Origin of the sequence: Paenibacillus lutrae (assembly GCF_009757775.1) — a bacterium.
In the GTDB taxonomy this organism is placed as follows: Bacteria; Bacillota; Bacilli; order Paenibacillales; family NBRC-103111; genus Paenibacillus_F; species Paenibacillus_F lutrae.
Map to the genome: position 1 here is coordinate 530,150 of NZ_RHLK01000002.1, position 25,174 is coordinate 555,323.

Annotated in this window: 17 protein-coding genes; 13 read left to right on the top strand and 4 right to left on the bottom strand. The window is 53.3% G+C overall.

Features of this window, described 5'->3' with window-relative positions:
• The first annotated feature begins 104 nt into the window (after positions 1-104).
• The 5 genes from EDM21_RS04615 (at position 105) to EDM21_RS04635 (ending at position 4,864) form a co-directional block, all read left to right on the top strand.
• A complete protein-coding gene (locus EDM21_RS04615; protein ID WP_420850638.1) occupies positions 105-845 on the top strand; it encodes a response regulator transcription factor in 741 nt (246 codons plus the stop codon).
• A gap of 1 nt (position 846) precedes the next feature.
• Entirely contained in the window at positions 847-1,803 is a 957-nt protein-coding gene (locus tag EDM21_RS04620) for a sensor histidine kinase (RefSeq protein WP_157333305.1), read from the top strand.
• A gap of 86 nt (positions 1,804-1,889) precedes the next feature.
• Entirely contained in the window at positions 1,890-2,813 is a 924-nt protein-coding gene (locus tag EDM21_RS04625; RefSeq protein WP_157333307.1) for an ATP-binding cassette domain-containing protein, read from the top strand.
• Positions 2,806-3,501: an ABC transporter permease gene (locus EDM21_RS04630; RefSeq protein WP_166541825.1), complete on the top strand. Its 696-nt coding sequence runs from the start codon at positions 2,806-2,808 to the stop codon at positions 3,499-3,501. Before EDM21_RS04625 ends, EDM21_RS04630 begins: the two co-directional genes overlap by 8 nt.
• Before the next feature lie 82 nt (positions 3,502-3,583).
• Entirely contained in the window at positions 3,584-4,864 is a 1,281-nt protein-coding gene (locus tag EDM21_RS04635) for an ArnT family glycosyltransferase (RefSeq protein WP_157333309.1), read from the top strand.
• 547 nt (positions 4,865-5,411) lie between these two features.
• Here EDM21_RS04635 and EDM21_RS04640 read toward each other — a convergent pair.
• Genes EDM21_RS04640 through EDM21_RS24535 form a run of 3 tightly spaced genes read right to left on the bottom strand, consistent with a single transcriptional unit; the run spans position 5,412 to position 8,398 of the window.
• The gene (locus EDM21_RS04640) at positions 5,412-7,301 is read right to left on the bottom strand and encodes a hypothetical protein (RefSeq protein ID WP_157333311.1); all 1,890 of its coding nucleotides are present in this window, start codon (positions 7,299-7,301) and stop codon (positions 5,412-5,414) included.
• 15 nt (positions 7,302-7,316) lie between these two features.
• The gene (locus EDM21_RS04645; RefSeq protein WP_157333313.1) at positions 7,317-8,255 is read right to left on the bottom strand and encodes a hypothetical protein; all 939 of its coding nucleotides are present in this window, start codon (positions 8,253-8,255) and stop codon (positions 7,317-7,319) included.
• A complete protein-coding gene (locus tag EDM21_RS24535; RefSeq protein WP_166541826.1) occupies positions 8,252-8,398 on the bottom strand; it encodes a hypothetical protein in 147 nt (48 codons plus the stop codon). Before EDM21_RS24535 ends, EDM21_RS04645 begins: the two co-directional genes overlap by 4 nt.
• 230 nt (positions 8,399-8,628) lie before the next feature.
• Between EDM21_RS24535 and EDM21_RS04650 the strand changes: the two genes are divergently transcribed.
• From EDM21_RS04650 to EDM21_RS04680, 7 genes are all read left to right on the top strand, one after another.
• Complete coding sequence (locus tag EDM21_RS04650; protein ID WP_157333818.1) at positions 8,629-10,374, top strand: vWA domain-containing protein; 1,746 nt, start codon at positions 8,629-8,631, stop codon at positions 10,372-10,374.
• Positions 10,375-10,409: 35 nt separating this feature from the next.
• A complete protein-coding gene (locus EDM21_RS04655; protein WP_157333315.1) occupies positions 10,410-13,799 on the top strand; it encodes a tubulin-like doman-containing protein in 3,390 nt (1,129 codons plus the stop codon).
• A 112-nt stretch (positions 13,800-13,911) separates the two neighbouring features.
• A complete protein-coding gene (locus EDM21_RS04660; RefSeq protein WP_157333317.1) occupies positions 13,912-16,278 on the top strand; it encodes a hypothetical protein in 2,367 nt (788 codons plus the stop codon).
• Between the two features lie 52 nt (positions 16,279-16,330).
• The gene (locus EDM21_RS04665; RefSeq protein WP_166541828.1) at positions 16,331-17,620 is read left to right on the top strand and encodes a VWA domain-containing protein; all 1,290 of its coding nucleotides are present in this window, start codon (positions 16,331-16,333) and stop codon (positions 17,618-17,620) included.
• Between the two features lie 80 nt (positions 17,621-17,700).
• Complete coding sequence (locus tag EDM21_RS04670; RefSeq protein WP_157333319.1) at positions 17,701-18,339, top strand: hypothetical protein; 639 nt, start codon at positions 17,701-17,703, stop codon at positions 18,337-18,339.
• 11 nt (positions 18,340-18,350) lie between these two features.
• Positions 18,351-19,616 (top strand): TRAFAC clade GTPase domain-containing protein, encoded by a 1,266-nt coding sequence (locus tag EDM21_RS04675; RefSeq protein WP_157333321.1) that lies wholly within the window; start codon positions 18,351-18,353, stop codon positions 19,614-19,616.
• Positions 19,613-22,708 carry a GAP1-N2 domain-containing protein gene (locus EDM21_RS04680; RefSeq protein WP_201280752.1) on the top strand — a complete coding sequence of 1,032 codons (3,096 nt, stop codon included), beginning with the start codon at positions 19,613-19,615 and terminating at the stop codon, positions 22,706-22,708. The genes EDM21_RS04675 and EDM21_RS04680 overlap by 4 nt, the downstream gene beginning before the upstream one ends.
• A 440-nt stretch (positions 22,709-23,148) precedes the next feature.
• On the opposite strand, the gene EDM21_RS04685 is transcribed toward EDM21_RS04680, so the two are convergent.
• Positions 23,149-24,015 (bottom strand): PDZ domain-containing protein, encoded by an 867-nt coding sequence (locus EDM21_RS04685; RefSeq protein ID WP_157333323.1) that lies wholly within the window; start codon positions 24,013-24,015, stop codon positions 23,149-23,151.
• A 172-nt stretch (positions 24,016-24,187) separates the two neighbouring features.
• Between EDM21_RS04685 and EDM21_RS04690 the strand changes: the two genes are divergently transcribed.
• On the top strand, positions 24,188-25,132 hold the full coding sequence (locus EDM21_RS04690; RefSeq protein ID WP_338043923.1) for a glycosyltransferase family 2 protein: 945 nt from the start codon (positions 24,188-24,190) through the stop codon (positions 25,130-25,132).
• The last annotated feature ends 42 nt before the right edge of the window (positions 25,133-25,174 follow it).

A 25,174-nucleotide genomic window follows, 5' to 3' on the forward strand; every position in this document is an offset into this window, starting at 1 on the left:
GGCTTTTTGCGTGCCGGGTTCCATTACCGCACGGCGATTGGAATGGCCGATCCGCAGGAGAAGCATCTGTTCGGACGTGCCCGAACATGATAAGCTTTTTCTAGATGAAAATTCTTGCAGGAGTGGTGGATGAAGGCATGCAGCCGTTAATTTTACTGGTGGAAGATGATGTCGCGATTAGTGACATGGTAAATGACTATTTGATTAAGGAAGGCTTTACTGTTGTAAGGGCCTATGACGGCGAAGAAGCCGTCCGGCTGTTCGGGGAGTACGCGTTTGATCTGATTCTGCTTGACCTTATGCTCCCTAAGCTGAGCGGGATGGATTTGTTGCAGGTCATCAGGGAGCGGAGCCTGATTCCGATTCTGATTACTTCCGCCAAAGACGGCGACGTGGATAAAGCGCTCGGTCTCGGTTTCGGGGCGGATGATTACATCGCGAAGCCTTTCTCGATGATCGAACTCGCTGCAAGAATCAAGGCCGCTATCCGGCGTGCCACTAAATATACAGCGGGTTCACTGGCGGAAGCGGTCAAGCAGCCGCAGCAGATCCGCTTGGACGACCTGCTCATTGACCTCGATAACTTTTCGGTGAGCCGCAGCAACCGGGAGATCAAGCTGACGGCCAAAGAATTTCACCTGCTGAAACTATTTGCCGCGAATCCGAAGAAGGTGTTTACCAAAGCCAACATTTTCCGCTCGGTCTGGGAGGACGACTATCTCGGCGATGAGAATGTCATTAACGTACATATGCGGAGATTGAGAGAGAAAATCGAAGAAGATCCCTCCAAACCGCGTTATATTCTGACTCTATGGGGAATCGGCTATAAGCTGGGGGAGTTTTGACATGATAGGGGCAGGAGTCTGGGCGCTTATTTTGCTGGCAGCCGTATCGGTCCTCTTCAATCTGCTGCAATTTCAATCGAGAAGGAAAAGGGACGAGGGTCTGGGATACATCTCCGGGAAGGTAAGAACGATTCTGGAGTCGCATTCATCCGAGAAAGTGCTTCATCTGACGGATGATCGTGAGCTGAAGCTTTTGCTGGCTGAGCTGAATGCCTTGTTGGAGGATAATCATGCGATTCACGCCGAGTATGCGAGATCGGAGAATGCGATGAGAAGAATGCTGTCCAATATCTCTCACGATCTCAAGACACCGCTTACCGTAGTACTCGGTTATATCGAGACCATCCGGCAGAACCCTCAGATGGACGATACCGAGAAAAACCGGCTACTGGCGAATGTCCACGGCAAGGCGCTGGAAGTCGTAGGACTGATGAACAAGTTCTTTGACCTGGCCCGTCTGGAATCCGGGGATAAAGAACTGCATCTTACACGAGTCGATCTGGCCGAAGTTTGTTCGAATGCGATCTTGGCTTTTTATGATGTGATTACGGCTAAAGGCATGGAGGTCCGGATCGAACTGCCGCAGACGCCGGTTTATGTGGCCGGCAATGAAGAAGCGCTGACGCGTATTCTGAACAATTTGCTCTTTAATGCGGTCCAGTATGGCAGTGACGGGGGCGTTATCGGCCTGAAAGTCCGCCAGGATGAAGGGCAGGCTTACGCCGAGGTCTGGGACAGAGGCAAAGGAATTACCGAGCTGCACAAAGACCGTGTCTTTGAAAGGATGTATACGCTGGAAGATTCCCGCAACGTTCTATATCAGGGAAGCGGACTCGGGCTGACGATTACCAAACGGCTGGTACAGATTATGGGCGGTGAAATCACCTTGTACAGCAAGCCTTATGAGAAGACGATCTTTACCATCCGGCTATCAAAATTCGCGGTTGGCACAGCTTAAGAATTTCGTAAGAAACGAGTAATAAAAAAGAAAATCGCTCCGTTTACACTTAGAGATAAGAAAGCGAGAAGGAAGGGGCACAGGCAATGAGCGCGATTCTGACAACGACACGGCTGACCAAAGCTTTTGACGGCCATGAAGTCGTATCTAATGTGAACATGTCCATTCAACAAGGAGAGATCTACGGGTTTCTCGGACTGAACGGAGCCGGCAAAACAACGGTCATGAGAATGATGATGAATCTGGTCAAACCGACGGAGGGTGAGATCGAGATTTTCGGAGAAAAGCTGACGGATCACTCTTATGATGTTTTCAAAAGAATGGGCAGTATTATCGAATACCCGGTCTTCTATGATAAGTTGACGGGGAGAGAAAATTTGGAGCTGCACTGCGAATACATGGGCTATCACAACCTTAAGGCGATTGACGAAGCGCTGGATCTGGTTCAATTGAAAGTGAGTGATTCCAAACCGGTCAGAGAATATTCCCTGGGAATGAAGCAGCGGCTGGGAATTGCCAGAGCGATTACAACCAAGCCCGAGCTGCTGCTGCTGGATGAGCCTATTAACGGCCTTGACCCGGTCGGGATCAAAGAGCTTAGAAAATTATTCAAGCTGCTGAGCAAAGAATATGGAATGACCTTATTGATCTCTTCTCACATTCTAGGCGAAATTGAGCAGTTTGCCGATACGATTGGTGTAATTAGCGAGGGGAGGCTGATTGAGCAAGTTACGATGGAAGAAGTGCGGGGCAGAAGCTCCGATTATCTGGAGATCGTAACCCCGGACTTGACCAAAGCCGTAATGATTCTGGACAGCAAACTGGGATTGCGTAATTACAAAATAATCGGGGAGCAGATTGTCCGGATTTATGAGCCGGGTGTGGCCGCTTCCGATATTTCGAGAACGCTTCTCATGAACGGAGTGGACATTGATTCGATCAATAAGAAAACAAGTTCCCTGGAAGATTATTTCCTGGAATCCATTCATGGGGGTGGCGTGAGTGCTTAAGCTAATGAAGCTGGAACTCAAGAAGCATAAATTCGGCAGGTATTGGTACCCGGCGGCCATTGCCAATGCAGTGATCCTGGTACTCATCGGCGTTATGCTTGTGGCGCAGCGGACGGAGCAAGATCTTGATTTCATGCGGTCATACTCGGGTGTTTTTGATACCGCCGGAACGATGGTGAAGGCAACTTTCATTATTTTCGCTTCGGTGCTTCTGGCCAGACTCGTCATTGGCGAATACAAGAACAAAACCATTACCCTTATGTACACCTATCCGATTAAAAGGAAAAAGATCTTAACGGCAAAGCTGCTGATTGTAAGTCTCTGGACATTCATGATGATGATCTTGTCACATGTCGTAGTTATCGGTATCTTCCTCGCAGCAGATGCGATGATCGGAATTGTAAATGAGCCTTTGTCCGGTGAGCTGATCCGGGATTTGGCCGCATCGGTGCTGTTCAAAGCCGTGACAGCCAGCGGGATCTGCCTGATTCCCCTTCTGCTGGGCATGAAGAAGCAGTCCACTCCTGCCACGATTCTTTCCGCCGTGATTCTCGTTTCGATTACAGATTCCAATAACGGCGGTTATTCCCTGAACGCTTTCATTCTTGCCCCGGTTCTTCTCGCAATCGCCGGGATCGTCATTGCCTACTTCTGTATCCGTAATGTCGAGAAAGCAGATGTGCTGTAAAAGATCCCCCCGGCGCTGCCCTTGTATCTTCTGGGAATGTTGGTGTATGATGTCCAAAAAGACGAAGGGTGGCTGCTGAGATTTGTTTAGTCTGCAAAGAGAGAAACCGGCAATAAGAAATACGCTGTTTATTTTAATGGCTCTGGTACTGGTAGTTTCTGTGGCGACTGTGCTGTTCTACGGGGACCGCTTCCTGCTGGGGACGTATGCTAAATTGAATAATGATGATGTAGGATATATGTATGCCGCGAAGGTTCTATTGGAGGAAGGCACACTCGTCTACAAAAGCTACCCGGATCCGACTCTGTTCATTATGCCTGGTTTGCCGATCATCCTTGCATTCTTCATGCTGATCTTTGGGGATTATGAGACGACGGCTGCGGCCTTCCGGCTGTTTCAGTGCGTTTTGCAGACTGCGATGATTTATTTTCTTTTCGTGATCGGACGACAACTGTTTAATTCCAAGGTTGCGCTGGCCGCCTGCATAATAGCCGCTGTTTATTTGCCTAATTACTACACAAGCGGTGTTATTTTATCCGAATCTATTTTTCAGTTCATATTCTTTTTGATCATTTGTATGACTTTGTGGGCATTGAATAAGCCTTCAACAGGCCGATATATCGTGATTGGGATTCTGATCGCCCTGGCCTGCTATTTTAAACCCCAGATCGTCCTGTTTCCATTAATTATCGGAATTACCTGGTTAACCCGTAAATATTCCTGGAAAAAGATGATCCTGTACACGATCACAATCGTGATGACCGTCTGTGTCGTTATGAGCCCCTGGTGGGTGCGGAACTATGTGGATTTCGGCAAGTTTATTCCCTTTACTACGTCCAGCGGGAATCCGATGCTGATGGGAATACTGCCGGGAGGGATACCGCCCGAATTTTACAACAAATACCCCCAGTATTCGCCTGATGTCTATGATGACTCGACGGAGACTGTAGGCAAAATTATCGGGTTTAATTTCGAAACCAAGCCTTTTGAAAGCATCAAGTGGTATGTATTCGACAAAGTCCTCCTCTCTTTCGAACATGATTTTTATTGGATGGATTTGTGGGGGATCGCTCAGGAACCGGCGCGTGTCGGGCACGTCATTCTGACTCTGTTGGGAGCGGCCGGCCTACTGCTTGTCTGGTTCAGGCGCAAGCACGATTTTACTGTTCTGACCCTTACACTGCTGTATTTTATCGGTGTTCACATCCCGTTCGTCGCGTTCTCCAGGTACATGTATCCGATTATGTTTATACTGACATTAACGGGCGCCTACTTAATCGTGTATCTATTCGAGCTTGGCTCCAATCTGTCTTCTTCCAGAAGTAAGAAATCGACAGGAACGGGCATGAAGCTGGAAGGCTGACGGATGAAGGTTGACGAACGCAGATCGGCATTTGACCCGGTTTGAAGGTGCAGGCGGAACGTACGGCTGCACAGCAAAAGGACATTTCCTCCCCGGTACTTATGGGCATTAGCCAGTAAGTACGGCCCAGGAAATGTCCTTTTTGTTGTATGCGGGTTCATCGCAGATGGGATAGAGCAGGTGATTGCGGAGCAGGCGGGTGAACTGCAAGCATTGAAGCCATGTGACTGCAGCATATAAGCTCATCAGCCTACAAGCCTAGCAGCACTAAGCTCAGTAGTCTACAAGCCCGGCAGCACACAAGTTCATCAGCACACAAACTCAGCAGCTTACAAGCCTGGCAGTACATAAGCTCAGCAGCTTACAAGCCTGGCAGTACATAAGCTCAGCAGCACACAAGCTCATCAGCACATAAGCTCGGCAGCACACAAGCTCAGCAGTCTATGCGCTGCGCGTGCGTTCTCCAGCCGGTTTCTGCGGCCTACCGCTGCCGGATACGGATAGCCGATGTCTGCCCATCAGCGGCATTGGTACCGCATGCAGAGCCTTACGGCTGCATACCGCTGACTTCCACCGTATAGGCCGGATATCGCTTGTCTCCCAGGGAGACTTCACTCTTGCCCTTATACTTACCGGTTACGGTGACCGCTTTACCAGGCTTCCAGGTAAATTTACCAGTCAGCCGGATGAAGTAGCCTTCATACTCGGCAAGGGCTGTTCCGCTCCTGACCTGCGAGATCTGGACGGACAGCCGGACGGCTGTGCCCGGCTGCTGCCGGGAGAGTTCCGACGCGTCGATATCCTGGTAAGCTCCGGCGGAGTCCGGCGCCGGCGCCGGTACCTCTACGCTGCCGTCCGAACTGCCCTGGGAACCGTCTTGACTGTCCCCGGGCTGGCTGCTGCCGTCAGCAGGTTCCTCCGGTTCCTCGGTGTGATCCGTAAGGGAACTGGCATCCAGGCTGTATTTGCCTTTGCCGTAGCGGTACAGCACTTCCCTGCCGGCCCCTTCGCCGCTTGGATTGTTGACCCGCAGGACGCCAGGGCTTGCAACCGTGTAGCCGTCCGCTTCCACATCCAGGAGGATTTGAAGTTGAGAGCCCTTGGTCTGCTCATAGACGGTGTAGCGGGCTTTACGTGTACGTGACTCGCTTTCAACCTGTACGACAGGAAGCTTATTCATACCGAGCTCGTCGGCGATCCGGATGTTCGTCACGGACAAGCCTTCGCCGATGTCCGCTTCTGTCCTGGCAAGCGACTGGTCAGACATTAGACGGACGAAGACCAGCTTGCCGCTTTCAGTCAGCCCTGCAGCCGCATACTCGGCGCCCCATAGTCCTTTCCCTCCGGCCGTGTGCGTGAATTTGGCGTTCTCCACCGCTTTATTCAGGATCAGTTCCGGGCTGGATGTCATCCATTTGAGTTCAAGCTCGCGGATCTCTTTGCTGGTATCCCGGTATTCGCCGAGTTTCTTATACAAATCGGCCGCTTCCTGAAATTTACCCGATGAAGCAAGCTGCTCGGCACGGGCCGTCTGCTTCCGGATCGATGTTTGGATAAAGGTATTCACTTTGGATGAAGCGCCGGCGATTTCCTTCGTGCCTTGGTACAGTTTGGCATGAGTTATGAACGTTTCGATGTCTCCGGCATTCAGGAGCTTCGTTAGTGCGCTTTGAATATAGATCTCCAGTTTGGGAAGTACCCAAGCCGCTTCGAGACTGCGCTCTGTGTAGAATTGACGCAGACGCACGCCTTCCTGGATGACCTCATTGAATGGTTTTTCCTTGAACCAATAATCCATCCGGGCCGTATCGTATTTCTGGAACAAGGCATTCAATTCTTTTTTCTTCGTCTTCTCGTCTTTGTACGCGGAGGCCGGGAGCTGAAGCAGGTAGGTGATCGTTTCATCGTTATCGAACGTTTGGGCGCTCATTGCTTCTTGCAGGCTTTTCATCAGCACTTGTCTGGCCTGTGCCAGTGCGGCTGTAAATTGTTCGTCCAATTTGTACGCGGCACTCAGCTCGGCGAATTTTTGCTTGGCGTTCTCATCCTGAGTGCTGATTTCGGATTTCTTGGCCTGGTAGGTGGCAAAGGCCTGAATCAGGCGGCCGAAATCCTGACTGCCTCCTGCGGTCTGGGACAAGTCCGAAGACAGGGAGGTCATCAGCCGCTTCAGCTCTGTTACCGGACGGAGGGCGGCAAGCGCGGCATCAATCTCGTTTTCCTTGTAGTCGAAGGAGCTGATTCCCTGCGCCCGGGAGTACCAGTCTTCGGCTTCTATATCCCGTCCGGCTGCCTGCTCGGCAGCTGCTTTGCCATAGAAGCTGACCTTCTGCCAGACGGCATAGGACTTGTAGCCGGCGAGAACGATCATGGCCGCAAGGACGAAGGCGGCCGCATTTCTGTAACGGATGGCGCGGCGATACGTAGAACCTAACATAGCCTATCGTCCTTTCTATATGAAGCCCTGAAATTCAGGGTCAAACTCATATTTCCGGCGGGCGGTCTCCTGCGCTTTCTCGTGCAGCTGAGCAGCGCGGTCATGATGCTCGCCGAGGAGGCGGCACAGTCTCAGTAGGCGCTCCCGGGGGAGATCATCCACGAAATCATAGAGGAGTGAGGAATATTCGAAGACATACTCCTTTACACGCAGAGCGGCGGCAGCCACAAGTGCAAGGGTAGCGCGCCCTTCAATCATCCCGCCGATCTGGATGCGGTGCTTCATGACGTAATCCAGCGTATCTCGCTTAACCAGCTGCGGGCTGACTTTGCAAATTTCGTTCAAATAGTAAACAAAACTCGGCTCAAATTCGTCAGGAATAAGGGAGCTGAGTTCCAGCTCCATATCGCTGCGCAGAATGAACCGGTTCAGGCAGAATGCCTTCAGCACACGGATGTGATTGCCCGTGATCAGGAAGCCGATTTCGCGGAGCTTCTCGTAAGCCTCCTTGAAATTCTCCGATTCAATATCACTCGCGGCATCCTGCACATCGAGCAGCAGACCTTCCCGGATGGCGAAACTCTCGCGCTGGAGAAGCTTCCGGAGCGTTACAAGCCGGAGCGTCTGTGAATAGCGCCTGCGCAGCAGCACGTACAAGACGATCAGGAGGACGCCGCCGGCAATCGCAGCTGCCATCTGCTCGAAGGAGCGTGCCAGGAAGTAGGCGGCCAGCGATCCAGCGGCCATGAGCAGCAGATCCCGCTGGAGATTGCGCCTGAGAATGCCCCGCACAATATCGTGCACGGACAGGAACTTGCGCTGCGAGCCGCATTCGAGGCAGCTTTCATGCCAGAGAACGGAATACGTTCCGCAACGCGAGCACTGTTTTAATCGTTCATAGGTATGGACGGTCTGAGTTGTGGGCCGAAGCAGTACCGGCATTTTATCGGTCATGGCTTCTCACCGTTGTTAAGGCGGTTCATAAATTCAAGGTCAATGTCACTGGAAGACAGAGCTTTCCGCTTCGCGGCGGCCCAAGAAATCCACTGGGAGGCGACAAAGATGACCAGAAGGGCAAGTGGGATAAAGGTCAGCATAAGAGTCTCCTAAACAATATTGTGCGTTACCCGGAATGACGCCTGGGGTCCGGTCCCCATATAAAGTGGAATTAACTGACTGAAAAAGTTAGAATGTGAAGTAGATATCCAAATATTCTACCACCTTTTACATTTTACTACAAAAGAAGCAGGACGGTGTCCCTATACCGGGCTCCGCCGTGCAAACTATAAAGTTTTGGAGGAAGAAACCCGTGATAAACGTTAAAAAAATGACCCTTGGGGCCCTGGCCCTGCTTCTCGTGCTGCTGACGATTCCTGTCGCTGCTATAGCCGCACCGGCAGCTACCGATACGAAGATTGATGCGGTGCTCACGACAGACGTCAGTACTTCTATGAACGAAAGCGACGTCAATAAAGTTAGTTATGAAGCGATGAAAATGTTTGTTGATATGGCATCGGTGTCGGGAGATAAGATCGGTGTCGTGGCTTATACCGACCAGATTCTCAGAGAGAAGGCTCTGCTGAAGATAGGCAGCGCCGAGGACAAACAGAACCTCAAAACCTTCATTGACCAGCTGACCCGGGGGCCTTATACGGATATCGCGGTCGGCCTGGATGAAGCTGTGAAGGTACTGGAGTCAGGGTCCGAGAAGGATCATGTCCCGATGATCGTCCTCCTGACCGACGGCAATAACTCACTGAATCCGTCCAAGACCCAAGAGCAGTCGGATAAGGTGCTGAGTGCCGCCATCCAGAAGGCCAAAGACAAGGGTTACCCGGTGTACACAATCGGGCTTAATGCCGACGGCAAGCTCAACAAAGATAAGCTGCAGAAAATTTCCGATGAAACGGGCGGCAAGCTGTTTGTTACCAGTACAGCGGATAAACTGCCCCAGATTCTGAGTGAGATCTATGCCAGTCATTTGAAGCTTAGAGTTGTTCCGCTTAACGGGTTTACGGCAAACGGCCAGTTTCAGGATGTGGCGGTGAATATTCCCAACGGCAGTGTGCTTGAAGCGAATATTTCGATTATGTCGTCCCAGCCTGTAGAGGTGAAGCTTGTCGATCCGGCGGGCAAGGAGCAGAACATTCCATCGGATAAAATCGTCTATACCTCGTCTAGCGCGTATTCGCTCATTAAAATTCTGAATCCGACGCAGGGCGACTGGACACTCAAAGTCAAAGGCGTTCCGCAGGAAAAGATTGATATCAATCTGGTTTATAATTATGATTTGCAGGTTGTCATGGACCCTCTCGTGTCCAAAACATATAAGGCCGGTGATGGAGTATCCATTAAAGCGCATCTGGAATCCGGCGGACAGAAGGCAGCGGATGCGGAGCTGTACAAGGATGCCAAAGCGGCGCTGATTGTGACCGACACCGATACGAATAAAACGTCGGAGGTTCCGCTTAAGATTTCGGATAAGGGGATCGAAGGGTCCTGGAAGGTTGCGGACGCTCATTCCTACGAACTGAAGGTTAAGGTGGAGAACACAAACTTCTCGCGTGAATCTAGGCCCGTAGTACTGAATGCCAAAGGCGGAAGTGCTGCGGCTCCGGCTCCGGGCGGCGACCAGGGCAAGGAAGGGACGAATTGGGTCACAACCGGTTCGTGGATAGCCGGCCTGCTTGTTCTGGTAATCGGGGCGCTGTTCGCGCTTGCCTACTGGAAGAAAGCGAACAAAGGATTCTTCGGTCAAGTGGTCCTGGAAATCAAGGACGAGGAGACGGGAGAGCGTACGAATCCTCAGTACAAGAAGCTCAATGCGTTCAAGGGGAAGGTGCAGCTGCACCAGCTGCTGTCGCTGGCTCCCGAGTTTGCCGAGACCAAGGGCATTGTATTCAAGCCGGGTCCCGGCGATACTCTTATCATGTATAATCAGTCGGACTGCACGATAGAGAAGGGCGGCCGGGTCTTTGACGCTTCGCAGGGCAAGGAAGTCAAGAAGAACGACCGGATCCGGATTACACTTCAGAACGTGAACAAGTCCATATCATTGGAGTATTTAAAATAAAATCAAAAATATAAGAACCATGGGGGGCTTATTCCATGAAAGCAACAGTCAGGGAACATATTCAACAGCTTGACGTTTCACTCGGAGGCGGCATCATCAGTGATAAAATCCGTGTCGATACCATCGACAACCCGATGCTCGTCATCGGGCTCGGGGGTACCGGAATCGACGCGCTTCTGCGTCTGAAATACCAGATTAACCGCAGATTCAAACTGCCGGAAGATCCTTTTACCAAGAAAAAGAAGGAAAAGCCGAATAACGTAGAATTTCTTGCCCTCGAAACCAATGAACATGACCGCAATAAGAAATACAAGGGGATCGGGCTTGACCCGTTGACTGAATTCGTCCTGTTGTCCAATCCGGAAATCGGCAGCGTTCTTCAGAACCGCAGTATTCTGGAGCCTTACATCAAGGAATGGCTTTCCCCGGAGCTGACGATTACAGACGGGATCAACGGTGCATCGGGTGTCCGCCAGGCGGGCCGTCTGCTGTTGTTCACCAAGATCGTCCAAGTTGTACAAACGATTGAACGCAAAATCAAAACGCTCTCGGTCGGCACGAACAAGAAGCTAATGGTGTTCATACTGACCGGATTGTCCGGCGGTACGGGAAGCGGCTGCTTCCTCGATATCTCTTATATCGTACGCGGTATTATGGAACGTGACTACGGCTCTGCCGGCGTCGATAAAGTCAGCCTGCTCGGCTATCTGTTCACCCCGGATGTGAACTTGGCGAACAAGAGTCTGACGGAGCATTCCCGGGAGTATATCAAGAAGAACGGATATGCCGCGCTGAAGGAACTCGACTACTGGATGAACGTAGACGAGCGTACGGAGCGCTTCAAGCAGCAGTATGCGAATATCCTGACGGTCAATTCGCCTATGCCTCCCTATAATCTCGCCCATCTGATCTCGGCCACGAATTTGGAAGGCAAACTGCTCGACAACGCTTACGATTATTGCATGAACGTTACGGCAGAGAACATTACGAACTTCATGGCAAGTGAAGATAAGCAGTCAGGCGAAGAATTCGCCATCCATGACTATATCAGCAACATCCGTACGAACATCAACCAGATGCCTAAGGCGTACGCAGCCAACTATCAGTACAACATTCTGGGCGCTTCGTCTGCGGTGCTGCCCATTGAGGAAATGACGACTTATCTGGCCTATAAGGTTTTCCAGCGGATGGATAAAATGTTCGAAGCGGGTCCTTCCCAGGAAGAAGTCGAGAAGCTGGCGCACAAGCTGGCCATTGATCCCGACTCTCTGCACCGGGAATTCGACAAGCGCGTGCCGGAGCCGCTGCCGGGCTATCAGAACAGCGAACGGCTGAGCTACGCGAATGTAGTCAAGCAGCAGGTTGTAAACATCGATACCGAACTGGAGCAGAGTTTCCTCTCCCGGGCGCGCGAAGAGTATATCAAATCACGCAAGCAGCTGCCGGGTCAGGTGAAAGAAGCTTTCTCCGAGCAAGTGACCAAGATCTTCCGGAATCCGGAGCAGGGACCGTTCTATGTCTCGCGTATTATTTTGCAGGACAAAGGATTCTGCCTGCTGAAGCTGCTCTCTTCTTATATTGAAGCGCTCAAGGAGAGCATCTATCGTGTGCCGCGCGATATTCAGTCGGCCGAAGAAAATTCAGAGCAGAAAATGGCCGAAGCGCGCAGTGCGTTCATTTCCAAAGACCGCAAAAAGGATGCCTATATCGAAGCCAAAATTCAGGAATATTTGCTGCACGCCGACCGTGAGCGGATGGAGCAGATGGTGGAATTCTACGAGGATTTATATAACCTGATCAATCAGGAGAATTCACGCATTTATACGGTGTTTACCGAGCTGCTTGGCGAGCTTAACAAGATTTTCGAGAAGAACGGCGACATTCTGACCCGCGGTGACGAAGAGATCGACCACAAAGGGAACCGGACGTATTACTGGAACGTAGTCAGTGTGCCGGATATCGCGAAGCTGATCGGACAAGTGACGGAGGAAAGAAATGCGGATGAGCTGATCCGGGACTTTACGAATGAGCTGCTTGTCAAATCGAATCAGTGGATTAAAGAGCAGGAAGTGGATGTCATCGGCTCGGTTTCCGAGTTCCTGACCGATCATTTCGGAGAGCTGATTACGAAGTCGATGGAAGAATATCTCGTCATCAAATACGGGCATGAAGATTCCATTGAGAAGCTTGTGGAGGGCCGTATTGCGAATCGCCTGTATGAAGAGGCGAAGCCGGTGTTCCATTTGACGAACAGCTCTGGTCACTTCAACTTCCCTTCTTGGGGTTTCGTGTCCGTCCCTGTAGGGGCGCCGAATATTTTCAAGGGAATCCGGAACTTCCAGGATAATGCGATTGCGAACTCCCGTTTTACGATCAAAGAAAGCCAAGTGAAGAACCGGATTTTCTGGCTGAACACACAGAACGGGATTCCGCTTTTCCTGTACACGCCTCTGCGGGTCTATGAGGAAAGCTACGAAAGAACCATTCTGGAGCCGGAAGGCATCGGACGTCACCTAGTGCAGACAGACCGGGTCAACTGGACGTATCTGCCTTCGCCGATTCCAGAGAAGTCATGGGGCGAGACGTATGATAACGGCCGCGTCAAATCGTACAATGCGCAAGTCCGCGGATTGTTCGACCGTGCGGCGGCGTACGGCGCCGTCCGTCTGAAGGGCGAAGACAGCGGGACGATTAACCGCTACGAAAGCATATGGACGAAGCCGTTCGATGTGGAGAAGCATATTGCGTCATACAATTTGCAGCTGAATACGCAGCGTCCTAACTTCGGAGAGCTGCAGCGCTGCGTGAACGAGCTCAGAACAATCGTTCAGAATGGCCTCGAGATCGAGCGCACGAAGGACATATTCGGCAGTGTGAACGAGGAGATGGCGAAGGAGAATCTGATCCGTTCCCCGGAGCTGCTGAAGCAGGTAAGAGACGAGGTACGCAAGTACGACAGTATTGTGCGTAAAATCGAGGAGCTGGAGATGGCGCTGAGCTCGTACAAAGATGAAGAGAAGTTCATCGCCCAGTTCATCGAAGCGATGTATACGTCCACGATTGCCAAGAAAGGCGCCCTGTACGTGTACGACCATGACGGGGATGAGGATCCGTGGGAAGCGTTTGTGAATCTGATGCAGACCAATAAATTCGTCGAGTATGAGATTTACAGCAAAATGCGCGAACTGGACGCGAAGAAGCAAGCCATGCTGCAGCGCAAAGCTTCGAAACGGAGCCAGCAGATGATTGCTTCCGAAGATATTGAAGCGCTCGTGGAAACACTCCGCTCAATGAGTGTCTCCTACCAGGAGACAAAATCGTCGCTTGACTATGACCGTTCGGAGTATGAGAACGGAGAAGAGCTGTACCAGTTCTATAAGCAGGTAGCCGGCAAAGTGAACGATATGGTGAAAAGCCTCCGGTAAGGCGGCATAAGAGAAAAAGATACGGCAGAGGGTGTTAACAGCAGCGGGACGGCTCAGATCTATATGACCGTCTCGCTCTGCCGTATCGTCCTTAGAAAGGAGCATGAGAATCATGCGGGAGAAGTTGGTGGCGTTCGCAAACGAATATGCCGCGGCAACAGACAGCACGGGACTTATCGGAGATGAACAGCGCAGCATTCACCATCCGCTCGTTTTTCTGTTCCTGGGCGATACGTCGGCGGAAGCCCTTCATGAAATGGTGGAAATCAACCGCCGCAGGTGGGATAACAGTGCGGGGGTGGTTTACCTTCATATAGGATCGAAGCCGGTAGAGAAAGATTTGGGAGACAACGTATACGTCTGGACCCTTCCTGAAGTGCCGGAGAATGCGAGAACGGTAAGACCGGATACTCAGCGCAGTTTCCATAACGACCAAGAGAAACTGCTGGAGCTTAATGTGCTGCTGCGCAGAATGAACAGCCGGATTTCGGAATACGGCCGGGTGTACTCGAATTTACAGAGGTTGAACGTGGCTGTCGTTACACGGCTGGATGACCCGGGCAGCGTGCTGGTGCCGGAGCTGACCGCCCTGATGGAGACAATCTTCGGCGAGCATTTCCGCTCTGTAATCGTGGATCTGTACGGCCTGCTGGAGGAGAAACAGGTTGGCGAAGCGTTTGCTCTGAGGGCCTCCCTCAGCTTCAGCTTCCTGCGGGAGCTCGATGTTCTCCAGAGCCGGGATTACCATTATTCCGGTCCGCTTCAGGTGACGGGCGAAGGCATTACCTTACCGGCCGAGCACGGGCCCGCTCCTTTGTTTGATACCGTTTATCTGCTGAGCGACAAAGATGAACGGGGGATCTTCACCGAAAGCGGGATCCGCAGCAGCTGCGAAACGATCGCTTCACTGAACCTGCTCAAGTACCGGAATGTCCGGGACGAGAAGGATTCCTTGAAGCAGGGCGCTTATAACCATCAGCATTTCAAGCAGAATGTAGCGCCGCCGGGCGAAGAAGGCGGAGGCTACGCATCTGCCGGATATGCGAGGGTCAGCCGGCCGAATCAGGCGATCGCTCTGACCGTGCTGTATCACCTGTACCGCCATGTGCGCGGGCGGATGGAGGAACAGTGCGCGGGCGGGGCGCGCGCACTGCCGGACTTGCTGCGGATGGAGCCGCAGCTGTGGGACCGCGCGATAGACGCGGTACTGCCGGAGCGGGAGAAGGCGGCGGATGAGATGTACGGCTTGATGCATGAGCCGGTTTCATACGGCCAGCTGAAGTCGATGACGCTCAAGGAGGCTGAGTCGGCTCTCTACGGCAGCGCAGCGGGCTTGTTCTTTGACATGAACGTCAAAGACAAGGCGGTGCAAGCATTCGCCGACCAGAATTTCGCGAAGAGGCTGGAGAAGCTTCTGCTGGAGCGCGTGGTAGCCGAGCCGACGTACGGGTATTGTGCCGTCAGAACGTGGCTGTCTGACGAGAGCAGTTCCGGCCTGCTCGGCGAACTGCGCCAGCACTTGAGAGATGCTGCAGCGCGTGCCGACGCTGTGCGGGGCGAGCTGGAAAGCTTTTACGGGGAAAGAGTGGACCGTCAGCCCTTCTCCAAAGGCTCTCTCTTCGGATTTAAGTCGGATAAAGCTTCGGTGAAGAACTTTATCCGCTATTTACTCGATGAAGTGTACGGGATGAAGCGGGATCTGCTTTTCCTGGAATTGAAGCAGAAGCTGATGTCGTTGTATCTGGATGTTCTGGAAGATATGCGCGAACGCGCCAAGCTGGCTGTCGACAAGATGGACCGTCTGGAGAAGCTGCTGCTGGATACGAGCCGCAGCGGAATCTCGGCTGCCCGTGATTATCTGGGACGCAACATCAACGAATATTATGAGCACGTCGTGAAGCAGATTGCGGCAGAGATGGAAGGGCGCCGGGAGGCGCGGTTTTATTACGACGACCGGTTCCTCGGCAATGTGTCCGTTCAGATTGATGAAGATACCGGGCAATGGCTGGAGAAGCTGATGGCGATGGCGCGCAGGGATGTGCTCGTCCACCCGCTGTTCCATCAATCGTTCGAGGATGAACTGCTTCAGCGGGCTAATGTCGCCGCAAGCTATGACAACCAGGATGTGTTGTCGAAGGAAGACCTTTTCCGCGACCTCTACGTAACCCTGGAGAACGAAGCGGCGATCCGCACGGATGTGTACCATTCTACCCACCGGAACCGTCACGAAGAGAAATATTTTTTCGGCGATGCGGGGAGTGAATTTATCCAGTACGCGTTCGCTGTGGACGGGGGGAGCCGCACTTATAAGCTCGGCTGTGTTCATGAGAACAAACCCGGAGGGATCGAGAAGCTGCGCTTGATGGGCGGCTTCCGGCTGGATGATCTGATGGTTTACCGCAACGGCCGGCGTTATTATGAGACGTACCTGGAGAACGGTTACTCGTTTCACGGGATGAGCATGCCGGAGGAGACATAACCGGTAAGTCATTTTATATCTATAGAAGAATTGAGTAAAAGGGGGGAGAACGGTGAAACAGAGAAAATGGAGTCCGCTGCTGACGCTGTTCAGTGTAATTGGAGGGTTCGTCGGTTTTTTTGTCGGCGAGTATATGCTGAGCCGGTGGGGTGGCAGCCTGCACGAAATCGTACTGATGGGCCTGTACTTCGGCCAGTTCGCCTTGTTCGTCGGCTTGTTCTGCCTGGTGGCCGAGATGATTTCGCCCGAGCTGAACGGAAGAAACTGGCGGCTGCGCTATGCCGGTGACGGCTGGAAATTTCTTGTGCCCGCTACACTGGTCATGCTCTTCGTGGCCGGGGCTTTGTTCCAGCTCTTATACGGGCTGCAGTTTGTCGGCAAGCAGGCTCCGAGAGATTATGTGCTTGTTCTCGACAAGTCTGAAAGTATGGTTCAGAACGACCCCGACAAGCAGAGCCTGCAGGCCGCCAAATCACTCATCGGGAGGATGAACGGCGGCAACCGGGTGGCATTGTTTACTTTCAATGAAGATACTCAGCTGGTATCTCCGCTTACCAGCCTCAAGTCATCCGGGGCAAGAGAAGAGCTTCAATCCCGGCTGGATAAGTTCGGGGAGCCGGTCGGTATGACGGATATCGGCAAAGCTTTGACTACCGTCATGGATGAGCTCAAGAAAGAAGGCGCCGCGAGCAGCAAAGCTGCCGTCATTCTGATCTCCGACGGCTACAGCGATGTGAACACGGCCCAGGTGCTGGCTCCTTACCTGGAAGCGGGCATTCCGGTGCATACGGTCGGAATCGACGGCTCTCAGGTGGAAGGCATTGAGCTGCTCCAGCGTATTGCGGGCGAGACGAATGCGAGCTTCCACGATGTGAAAAGCGCCGACCAGATTACAGGCGCGTTCGAGCAGATTTACGCCAGCGAGCAGCAGTGGAATCTGGTCAGCGAACGGCTGGGTCCGGCAGCGTCAGACAACTTCCACGGCATTCTCCGGGTTGCGCTGATCCTGCTGATCGGCACACTTATCGGTTTGTCGCTCGGAATTATTTTCGACAACCGTCATTTGGCGCTCAGCTTTGCCATCGGCGGCACGATCGCCGGTCTTATTGCCGGTCTCGTGCTGGAGCTGAGCTTGCCTGGAACGAGCATTCCGGCATTCTACCGGGCGGTTGCGGCGGTAACACTGGCCTTCGTGCTGTCCCTGGCTACACTGATTATCCCGGTCAACAATAACGACTCGAATCCGGGACTGCGGGCCGGTTCACGCCAGAAGGCAAGACCGGGGGCAAGCAGCCGCCTGGGTGACCGCAGCAGCCAGCTGCCCGGCAAGCAATTCCGTTAATGTATTGCTCTAATGTATTGCTCTAACGAGAACGTATGAAACAAACGTATGAGGCATCCCATCAAGTGAGGCGATAGATCATGAACTGGCAAGAAATGGGTGAATATTCCCGGATTGAGAAGCTTGCCGCCCAGCCCGTCCGGGACGGGGAATGCGTATTGACCTGGCAGTGGCCCAAAGACATTCAGGCCGTGTATGTATACAGCTTCGAGGCAGGAGCAGAGAAGCCTCCGGAGCTTCTCGCTCCGCAGCAGATGAAGCTGTTTACCCGGGAAGAATACAAGGCCAAGTCCGGTTACCGCGAGCGTATCGATTACATCGGGAGCCGGGGATACCGGATTTTCCCTTGTATGATTAAGGATGGTGCCGTCACGGCACTGCTGCAGAAGGACGAACACAATGTGGTGCGGGTAAACGGAGGCAAAGCCGGCATCCGGTATTCCGTTCATTACGGGAGAAAGCTGTTCGGTAAATTCAAGACAGCGCGGATTCAGTTGTTCTGTGAAATTCCGGTACCCCAGGAAGCGCTCTGTTATGTAAAAAAAGAAGGCGCTCCCCCGTCCGGCAGACAAGACGGCACGGCCTATCCGTTCCGGCGGGACTTTGACGCAGGTAGCCAGTCGCTGCCCGAAATCGAGATCGGCAGGAACGATTATCTCCGGCTTTTTCTGACTGATCCTTCCCGTTACGGGGAGATTTTCGAATTAATTCAAGAATAGGAGGGGCGCATATGCTAGGGTATCTGAAAAGTCTGTTCGAGAAAAAGCCGCCCGAAAAAGAGCGGCCTCCATTTTACAGCATCGTATGCCCTTACTGCTTCAGTAAGTTTGAGCCTGAGGAGGTTGTTTTCCGGGCGGCTCACGTTAAAGATACGGATGATGATTTCATGCTGCAGGAAGATGCGAAGCTGAACAATTGGCGGCGTAAGTTCAACCTGTCCGAGAACGATATGGAGGCGGTTATTAGTCCTTCTTCCATCCCGGATGAGCACAAGTCATACATCCAGAATGTGCTGGTTGCCGTGACCGACCGATACGGGGAGACCACCAGGCGCCGCTTGTGCCCGAATTGTCACAATGAGCTGCCGATTTCGGCCGGCAAGGTGCCAAGCAATATTATTTCGATTGTCGGAGCGTCCCAAGTCGGGAAGTCGGTATACATGACATCGCTGATCCATACGCTCCAGCATACGACGGCTTCTAACTTCAATGCCGCCTGCATGCCGCTCAGCGCCGAGATCAGCCGCAAATTCCGGCAGTATTATCACGAGCCGATTTTTGAGCGGGGCAGCATGCTTCAGTCGACGAATCCGAATGAGCAGCAGGAGCCGTTTATTTTTCAGTTTGTGTTTAAAGATGAGCGGGAAGCGCCGCTTACGATTGTATTCTTCGATGTGGCCGGCGAAGGAATGGTCCAGCGGGAATACCTCGATATTTATGCGTCGCACATTAAAAATTCATCAGGGATCTTGTTCCTGGTCGATCCGCTGCAGATCCGCAGCATCCGGGACAAAATTCAGATTAATGTAGGCGGAGAACAGGGAGAATTCGCTAACCGCTATGACGAGCCCCGTGAAGTCGTGATTTCCCTGTTTGAGAATTTCATCGCCCACCAGCAGAACAGCAAGACCGATATCCCGACGGCCATCGTCTTGACCAAGAGTGATATGCTGCAATATTTAAAAGAAGAAGACAGCGAATATATTCAGCCTAACAGCAACGTGTTCCGCAACGTCGTTCACCGGGGATTTCTGGATAACACGGAATTCGAGAACATTGACGGCGAAATCGGCCGTTTCATCGACAAGGTGGACCGGCCGTTTAAGGACGCTGTGGATGTTTATTTCTCCAACACGGCTTATTTCGCCGTCTCGGCGCTGGGCACGAATCCTGTGAACAAGCAGGTCAGCGGGGTCATCAATCCGACTCGTGTTGACGAGCCGTTCATTTGGCTGCTGCATAAGCTGGGTTACATAGCGAGGAGAGATGCGACGTGACCGGGAGAAAATTACAGCAGCAGCTGTTTACACGCGACCGGGAAGGCATCTTCCGGACAAGCGAAGGGTTTGATACGGTAGCCAAGTCCCCGGGGCTGGACGGTTCGTTTATCAAATCGGCGCTGCATCCTTATTGCGTCTATAAGCCGCCGCAGGAACTGCTGGAGCGGGGAGAAGAGAACAGCAGCCTGTACCCGGAATCGCTGGTGTCCTATCAGGCGGAGAACGGGGATCTGGTCATCGGGCGCAGCGTATATGTGGCGACGGATTTTACCGGCCAGCGGAGCGCATCGTTCACGCACCAGTTTGTAGTCCCCAAGGAAAGCAAAGAAGCGTTCATCCGGGAGCCGCGGCGTATTTTCGGTATCCGGGCATTCCGGAGCCGTTACGATATCCGGGAAGGCAAGTCGGTGCCGGAGCTGGAATTGGATGAGCTCGCCTACGACGGGATGATTCAGGCGAATCAGGAGAAGGAACTGCTCGAAGAGCTGGGCATCGGCCGCGAGTTGTTCCGTCAGCTGGTATATGCCGTGCTGTCGGCGGCCGCGGGGAAAAAGAAGGTGTACATCGCCCTGGATACCGGCGTATCCCGCAGCGGGGAGTATGCCGGACGACTGCTTGAAATTATCTACCGCTGCCTGCCTTATGCGGCTCGGCGTCTGCTCGGTTTCATGACGTTCAACAGCGAACCGGAGGCCAAGCAGAACCTGCATGTGGTCTTCACGGAAAAGGGCAGCATCCGTCTGCCGGACCGCCGCCTGGAGAAGGACTATATCTTTGATTTTCCGAACGCGCGGTTTATGAATGCGGAGCTGCCTGCCCAGGAGCTGGCTTATCTGGACTTCGTCTGGGATCACCGAAGTGAACCGAGGCAGCTGCAAGGGCTGCTGGACTTCTGCGACGAGGCGCTCGCGGGTATGGATGCGGGCACGTCACTTAGCCCTGCCGCCTATTCGAAGCTGTGCACGCTGTATGATATCGAGCAGGGGAATGAGAAGAAATACGAAGGCGGGCGCGCCGCGACGATGAATGCGATCCTGTCGTTCCTCAGCGCGGATACAGTTCCGCTCAAGCCGCGGCTGAATCAGCTGTTCCTGCGTCTGCTGAGCAGGGAAGCATCGGACCGGCACAGCGTGCTTGATGCCGAGTATCTGGAGGCGGTCATCCGTTATGAGAAGATCGCCGATACCTCCGCCAGGACGCTTCTTGTGCGCTGCCTGGGGATCTTCATCTCCAGGGCTGCGGCTGCGGTAAGCAGCGGAGGCACGGATGGAAGCGTACCGCTGCTGGATCTGCTCGCGAAGCACGCGGGTGTCTTCAGCGCGGTACTGCGCGAGGTGCTGCAGGGCCAGCCGCAAATCGCGGAGAACTACGTCCGCGTGCGTATGAAGCGGGTCTCATCCGTACAGGATTTCACGGATGAGATCAGCTTCTGGCTTGCGGCCGGCGAGTCTTTCGCGACGGGGGAATTCTTCCTTCAAGAGGCCTATGAGCCTATGAAGCGGATTATGCGCGGGGACGTCCGCAGGAAGATCGGTCAGGCCAAGCTGCTTGCCGGATATTTCGACGGCTTGTCCCGCAGCGGGAAGCAGGCCGGAGCCGGCGCGGTACCGGCACCTGGAGGAGGGCAGTCCAGACCGGACGCCTCCCGCCAGTCGCCGCTTGCCGGCTTCAGCCGCTGGATGAAGCTGGCGGTGCAGCTGGAGCTGCTGGACGATCTCCAGCCTGCGCATCTCGGCTGGGAGGACCTGAGCGGCCTCGGCTTCCTGCTGGAGCCGCTGAGTCCGGATCTGCGGCGGCATGCCGATGCCCGCCAGAACGGCGCGCTGCGCGTCCTGCTGCCGCTCTACAAAGCGCTTGCGCGCAGCGGAGAGGACCAGCGCGAAGCGGAGGAGGAGCTCGGGCATCTGGACACGGTCGATCTCGACCGCGTGCAGGGCCTGCTCCGCAAGCTGCTGCAGACGCAGCTTACGTCCGCTTCCTTCGGCCGCATCGCGACAGCGTTCTACCGCCCCGGTAACGGCACAGGGGGGCAGGATCTCAGCTATCAGCCTGCCTATGATTATGAAGGCATGCTGAATTATGTCGCTGATCATACGAGGGGTACCGAGACGCTCTATGATTTCCTGCTCTGGTCTGCGGACGACAGCCGATTCCTGATTGCGCAGACGCAGGCTGCTGCCGGGGATCGGGGTATTCATCCGCATTATAAGGCAGCCGTCAGCCGGACGTTCGATGTCCATGCGCCGCAGGCTTTCAAGAATAAAGGGCTGGCCCGCAGGCTGCTTGCCGTGAATAACGACACGTTCCGCGCTTTATTCGAGACCATTAAACTGCGGCAATCGGGCAAGCTCGCCCGGATCTGGGCGAAGAATAAACGCAGAATTATTCTGCGCGGATCGATTCTGCTGGTTCTGCTCGTTGCGGTAACAGCGCTCATCTGGAAGCCGGTCGCCGCATGGCTGACGCCGCCTCCTGTCCTGGTCATCGAAGCGCCGGAGAAAGCCGGGGAACAGACCGTCTCCGTTAAGATGAGTCTGCAAGAGCCGGATCAAGAAACGAAATTATATGTGAATGATAAAGAAGTGGGCAAAGGAACCGCGCAAGCCGAGGTTCCGCTGAGCGAAGGCCCGAATGAAGTGGTATTCAAGGCGGTAAACGCAGGCGGCAAAGAGTCCGGGGTCGTCCGCAAGACGATTACGCTTGTTGCGGCTCCCCTCCTTAAAGTGGAGCCGCTGCCCGCTTCTGTGCGCACAAGCTCAGTCGTTGTTGCGGTCAAGGCGGAGGATTCTACCGACCCGAGTCCGGAAATATTCATCAACGGGCAGTCAGTCGGCTTTGGCAGCGTATCGAGAACGGTCGAGCTTAATCCCGGCGAGAACGAGATTGAGATTACCGCCAAAAACAAATACGGCCGCACAAGTGAGCCGATGCTGTATAAAGTGAAAGCACCCGGCAGCGGAAGTAAAAAAGCGGACAGCAATGCTGCGGACGCAGCAGGCAATACAGCGGGCGCAGCCGGTAATTCCGGGAGTGCAGCCGGTAATGCGGCAGGCAGCGCAAACTCAAAACCAGAGTTGAATACCAGGTGATATAAGCGCAATAAGAATAGATTACAAAGATGGCCATGCGGGAATACGCATAATCTGAACGGCTGAATATCAGGATTATTGTGGATAAGCGGCAAGATGTTCATTCAACTTATCCAGCCTGTCTAAAAGAATCTTCAAAAGGCGTTTACAAGGCCGGCGGACATGCGGAGTGAGTACGGCCAGAAAATGAACAAGAAGCGGATGCTGATGCCGGAGGTTGACCCGGCAGCTTGCATCCGCTTTTTTTATATGAAGAGATGATCCAGGGAGGCATAAACGTGATTCTTTAAACGATTAGGTACCGTGAAACGCTTGATTCGTTGTTGTGTTCTATATGCGTCTGCACGTTCACTTCTCTTTTGAAAAACGGATGAACCCTTCCGGAGGCCCGTTGGCCAACATTCATCTTGTCCCCTTCCAGTCTCCAGATCCCCTTCATGTTACAGGTCATGCCCGTCCGTCCGCAGCTTCCGCTCTTTCCTGACTTCCTCAAGCGGTATCGCATTAGGATCGACCATACCCGTAAACTGATCCTCGCAAGTTAAATCCACAAGTGCCGTTCTTCGCTGTCCATCCTTGTAGTAAATTACCTCTACCGTTTCTTTACTTCCCGCACAGCGGCAAAGCGCTTTTACAAACTCCGAGTAGGTAGGAACAGGCATCTTCCCCAGATGAGTCACAATGCTCCCGTCTGTGAGACCGGCTCTATGTGCAGGCCCGCCGGGATATACCTTCTTGATGTAATTGCCGCCCAAGCCGGCAGCGTCCAAATTCTGTTCTTTCAGCTGCCCGCTAGACGCCGTATAGTTCAGCACACCGAGCCGGGGATAGCCGAAAATCGAATTCCGGAGATCCAGCCCGAGTTCGATCGTGTTTTGCAGATGAAAAAGCGACTGTCTCCAGCCGAGCTCCGTGCATTCCTTCACCCACTGCATCATCTCATCATCCGTAAATCCGTCGACCGTAACTGTCACTTTGGTGCAGCCATTGCGGTGCTCAAACGAAAAAGCAGTATTCAGCTTATACTCCCAGAGGGTTCCATCCGGAAAAATAGAAGAATACTGCTCTTCAAAAGTAATCAGCCGCAGCCGGATGCATGCGGTACACACCGCCCGATTCGTCAATTCCCCGATCACAAGTGTCATTTCATCGCCTTCCGAGATTTCCGGCCAGGTCCCTGAATAAGTAGCGATATCGCTCAGGAAATGGTTCCAGCCCTCCGCAGTTGCTATGTACCACCAAGCTTTCTCGACAGGACCATCGATGTAAACTGAGTTTACTGTCCGTCCGATTTCGGTGCTTCCCATCTGTAATCCCCCTTTGCATGCTCAGCCTTTGTTCTTAGTATAGGCAGCATTGCGAACGAATGATCGTGTTTTTGTGTCCGGTTTGAAGATGGAAAAGCCGAGCGCCTTCCGCAGCCGTTATTCTATACTGCTCTAAACAGACGGACTTCAACGTCCACTACACTGTTCAGAGGTGATTGCTATTACGGAAATCAATGTGATTCTGCCTGTTCACAACCAGGCCTATCCGTTATCCCTGACACTCGGCGGCTTTGCAAGGCAGACGATCCCCTCCGCTTCCTTCCGTCTTATTATTGTCGATGACGGATCAGAGGAACCGGTCGGAGCGGTTGCGGAGGCTTATAATGAACAGCTTCGCATCACGTATATCCGGATTCCGAAGAGCGGGAGAGCTGCCGCAAGAAATGCAGGCGTGGAGCTGGTCGATGAGGGACTTGTTATTTTCTGCGATGCGGACCGGATACCAAGGCCGGGCTTCATCGAAGGGCACGTGAAGGCCCACGGGCAGGCCCACGGGCAGGCTGACGGGCAGGCTCATGGGCGGCAAGGAGAGCGCCTGAGCGTAGGGCAGGTCCGTGAGCTGTACATACCAGATCCGGAGCACAAAAGGGAGCTGGTTCTGCAGCGCTTCGATCAGGGAAAATACGACCGGATTCCGCAATTCTGCCGGCTTGTGTACCGACTGTTCCGTGATGACGGCTTAACAGATTCAGCCGTAGCCTGGATTGCGGCACTAAGCGGCAACATGGCGATTCCTGCCGGGTTATTCCGCCAGCTTGGCGGCTTCGATGAACAGTTCCGGGAATGGGGATTCGAGCACATGGAATTTGGTTATCGGGCTCATTTGGCCGGAATTCCTTTCGTATATGCCAAAGAAGCGGTTAACGTGCATGTGGCTCATCCGCGCAGGGGCGCATCCTATGCCGAGTATATCCGGCAGAGTCATGCTTATTTTTACCGGAAACATCCTCATCCTGTCATCGGCTGTTTTCAGCCCTTCATGATGGGCCGGATCAGCAGGCTTCAGCTGGAAGCCGCAGCCGCAACCGGCATTGCGGGCGAAGCGGGAATCAGCCATCCGGATGATTATGTGCGGATTCTGAATTTCAAACCATAAGAACGGACTGCCACTACAGGAAGCGAAACGGGGGGAACAATC

Bases quoted from the DNA above. Each gene is read 5' to 3' on its own strand.
- EDM21_RS04620 (WP_157333305.1), top strand. From the start codon at position 847: ATGATAGGGGCAGGAGTCTGGGCGCTTATTTTGCTGGCAGCCGTATCG.
- EDM21_RS04645 (WP_157333313.1), bottom strand. From the start codon at position 8,255: ATGACCGATAAAATGCCGGTACTGCTTCGGCCCACAACTCAGACCGTC.
- EDM21_RS04650 (WP_157333818.1), top strand. From the start codon at position 8,629: ATGACCCTTGGGGCCCTGGCCCTGCTTCTCGTGCTGCTGACGATTCCT.
- EDM21_RS04655 (WP_157333315.1), top strand. From the start codon at position 10,410: ATGAAAGCAACAGTCAGGGAACATATTCAACAGCTTGACGTTTCACTC.
- EDM21_RS24535 (WP_166541826.1), bottom strand. From the start codon at position 8,398: ATGCTGACCTTTATCCCACTTGCCCTTCTGGTCATCTTTGTCGCCTCC.
- EDM21_RS04625 (WP_157333307.1), top strand. From the start codon at position 1,890: ATGAGCGCGATTCTGACAACGACACGGCTGACCAAAGCTTTTGACGGC.
- EDM21_RS04685 (WP_157333323.1), bottom strand. From the start codon at position 24,015: ATGGGAAGCACCGAAATCGGACGGACAGTAAACTCAGTTTACATCGAT.
- EDM21_RS04660 (WP_157333317.1), top strand. From the start codon at position 13,912: ATGCGGGAGAAGTTGGTGGCGTTCGCAAACGAATATGCCGCGGCAACA.
- EDM21_RS04675 (WP_157333321.1), top strand. From the start codon at position 18,351: ATGCTAGGGTATCTGAAAAGTCTGTTCGAGAAAAAGCCGCCCGAAAAA.
- EDM21_RS04670 (WP_157333319.1), top strand. From the start codon at position 17,701: ATGAACTGGCAAGAAATGGGTGAATATTCCCGGATTGAGAAGCTTGCC.
- EDM21_RS04615 (WP_420850638.1), top strand. From the start codon at position 105: ATGAAAATTCTTGCAGGAGTGGTGGATGAAGGCATGCAGCCGTTAATT.
- EDM21_RS04640 (WP_157333311.1), bottom strand. From the start codon at position 7,301: ATGTTAGGTTCTACGTATCGCCGCGCCATCCGTTACAGAAATGCGGCC.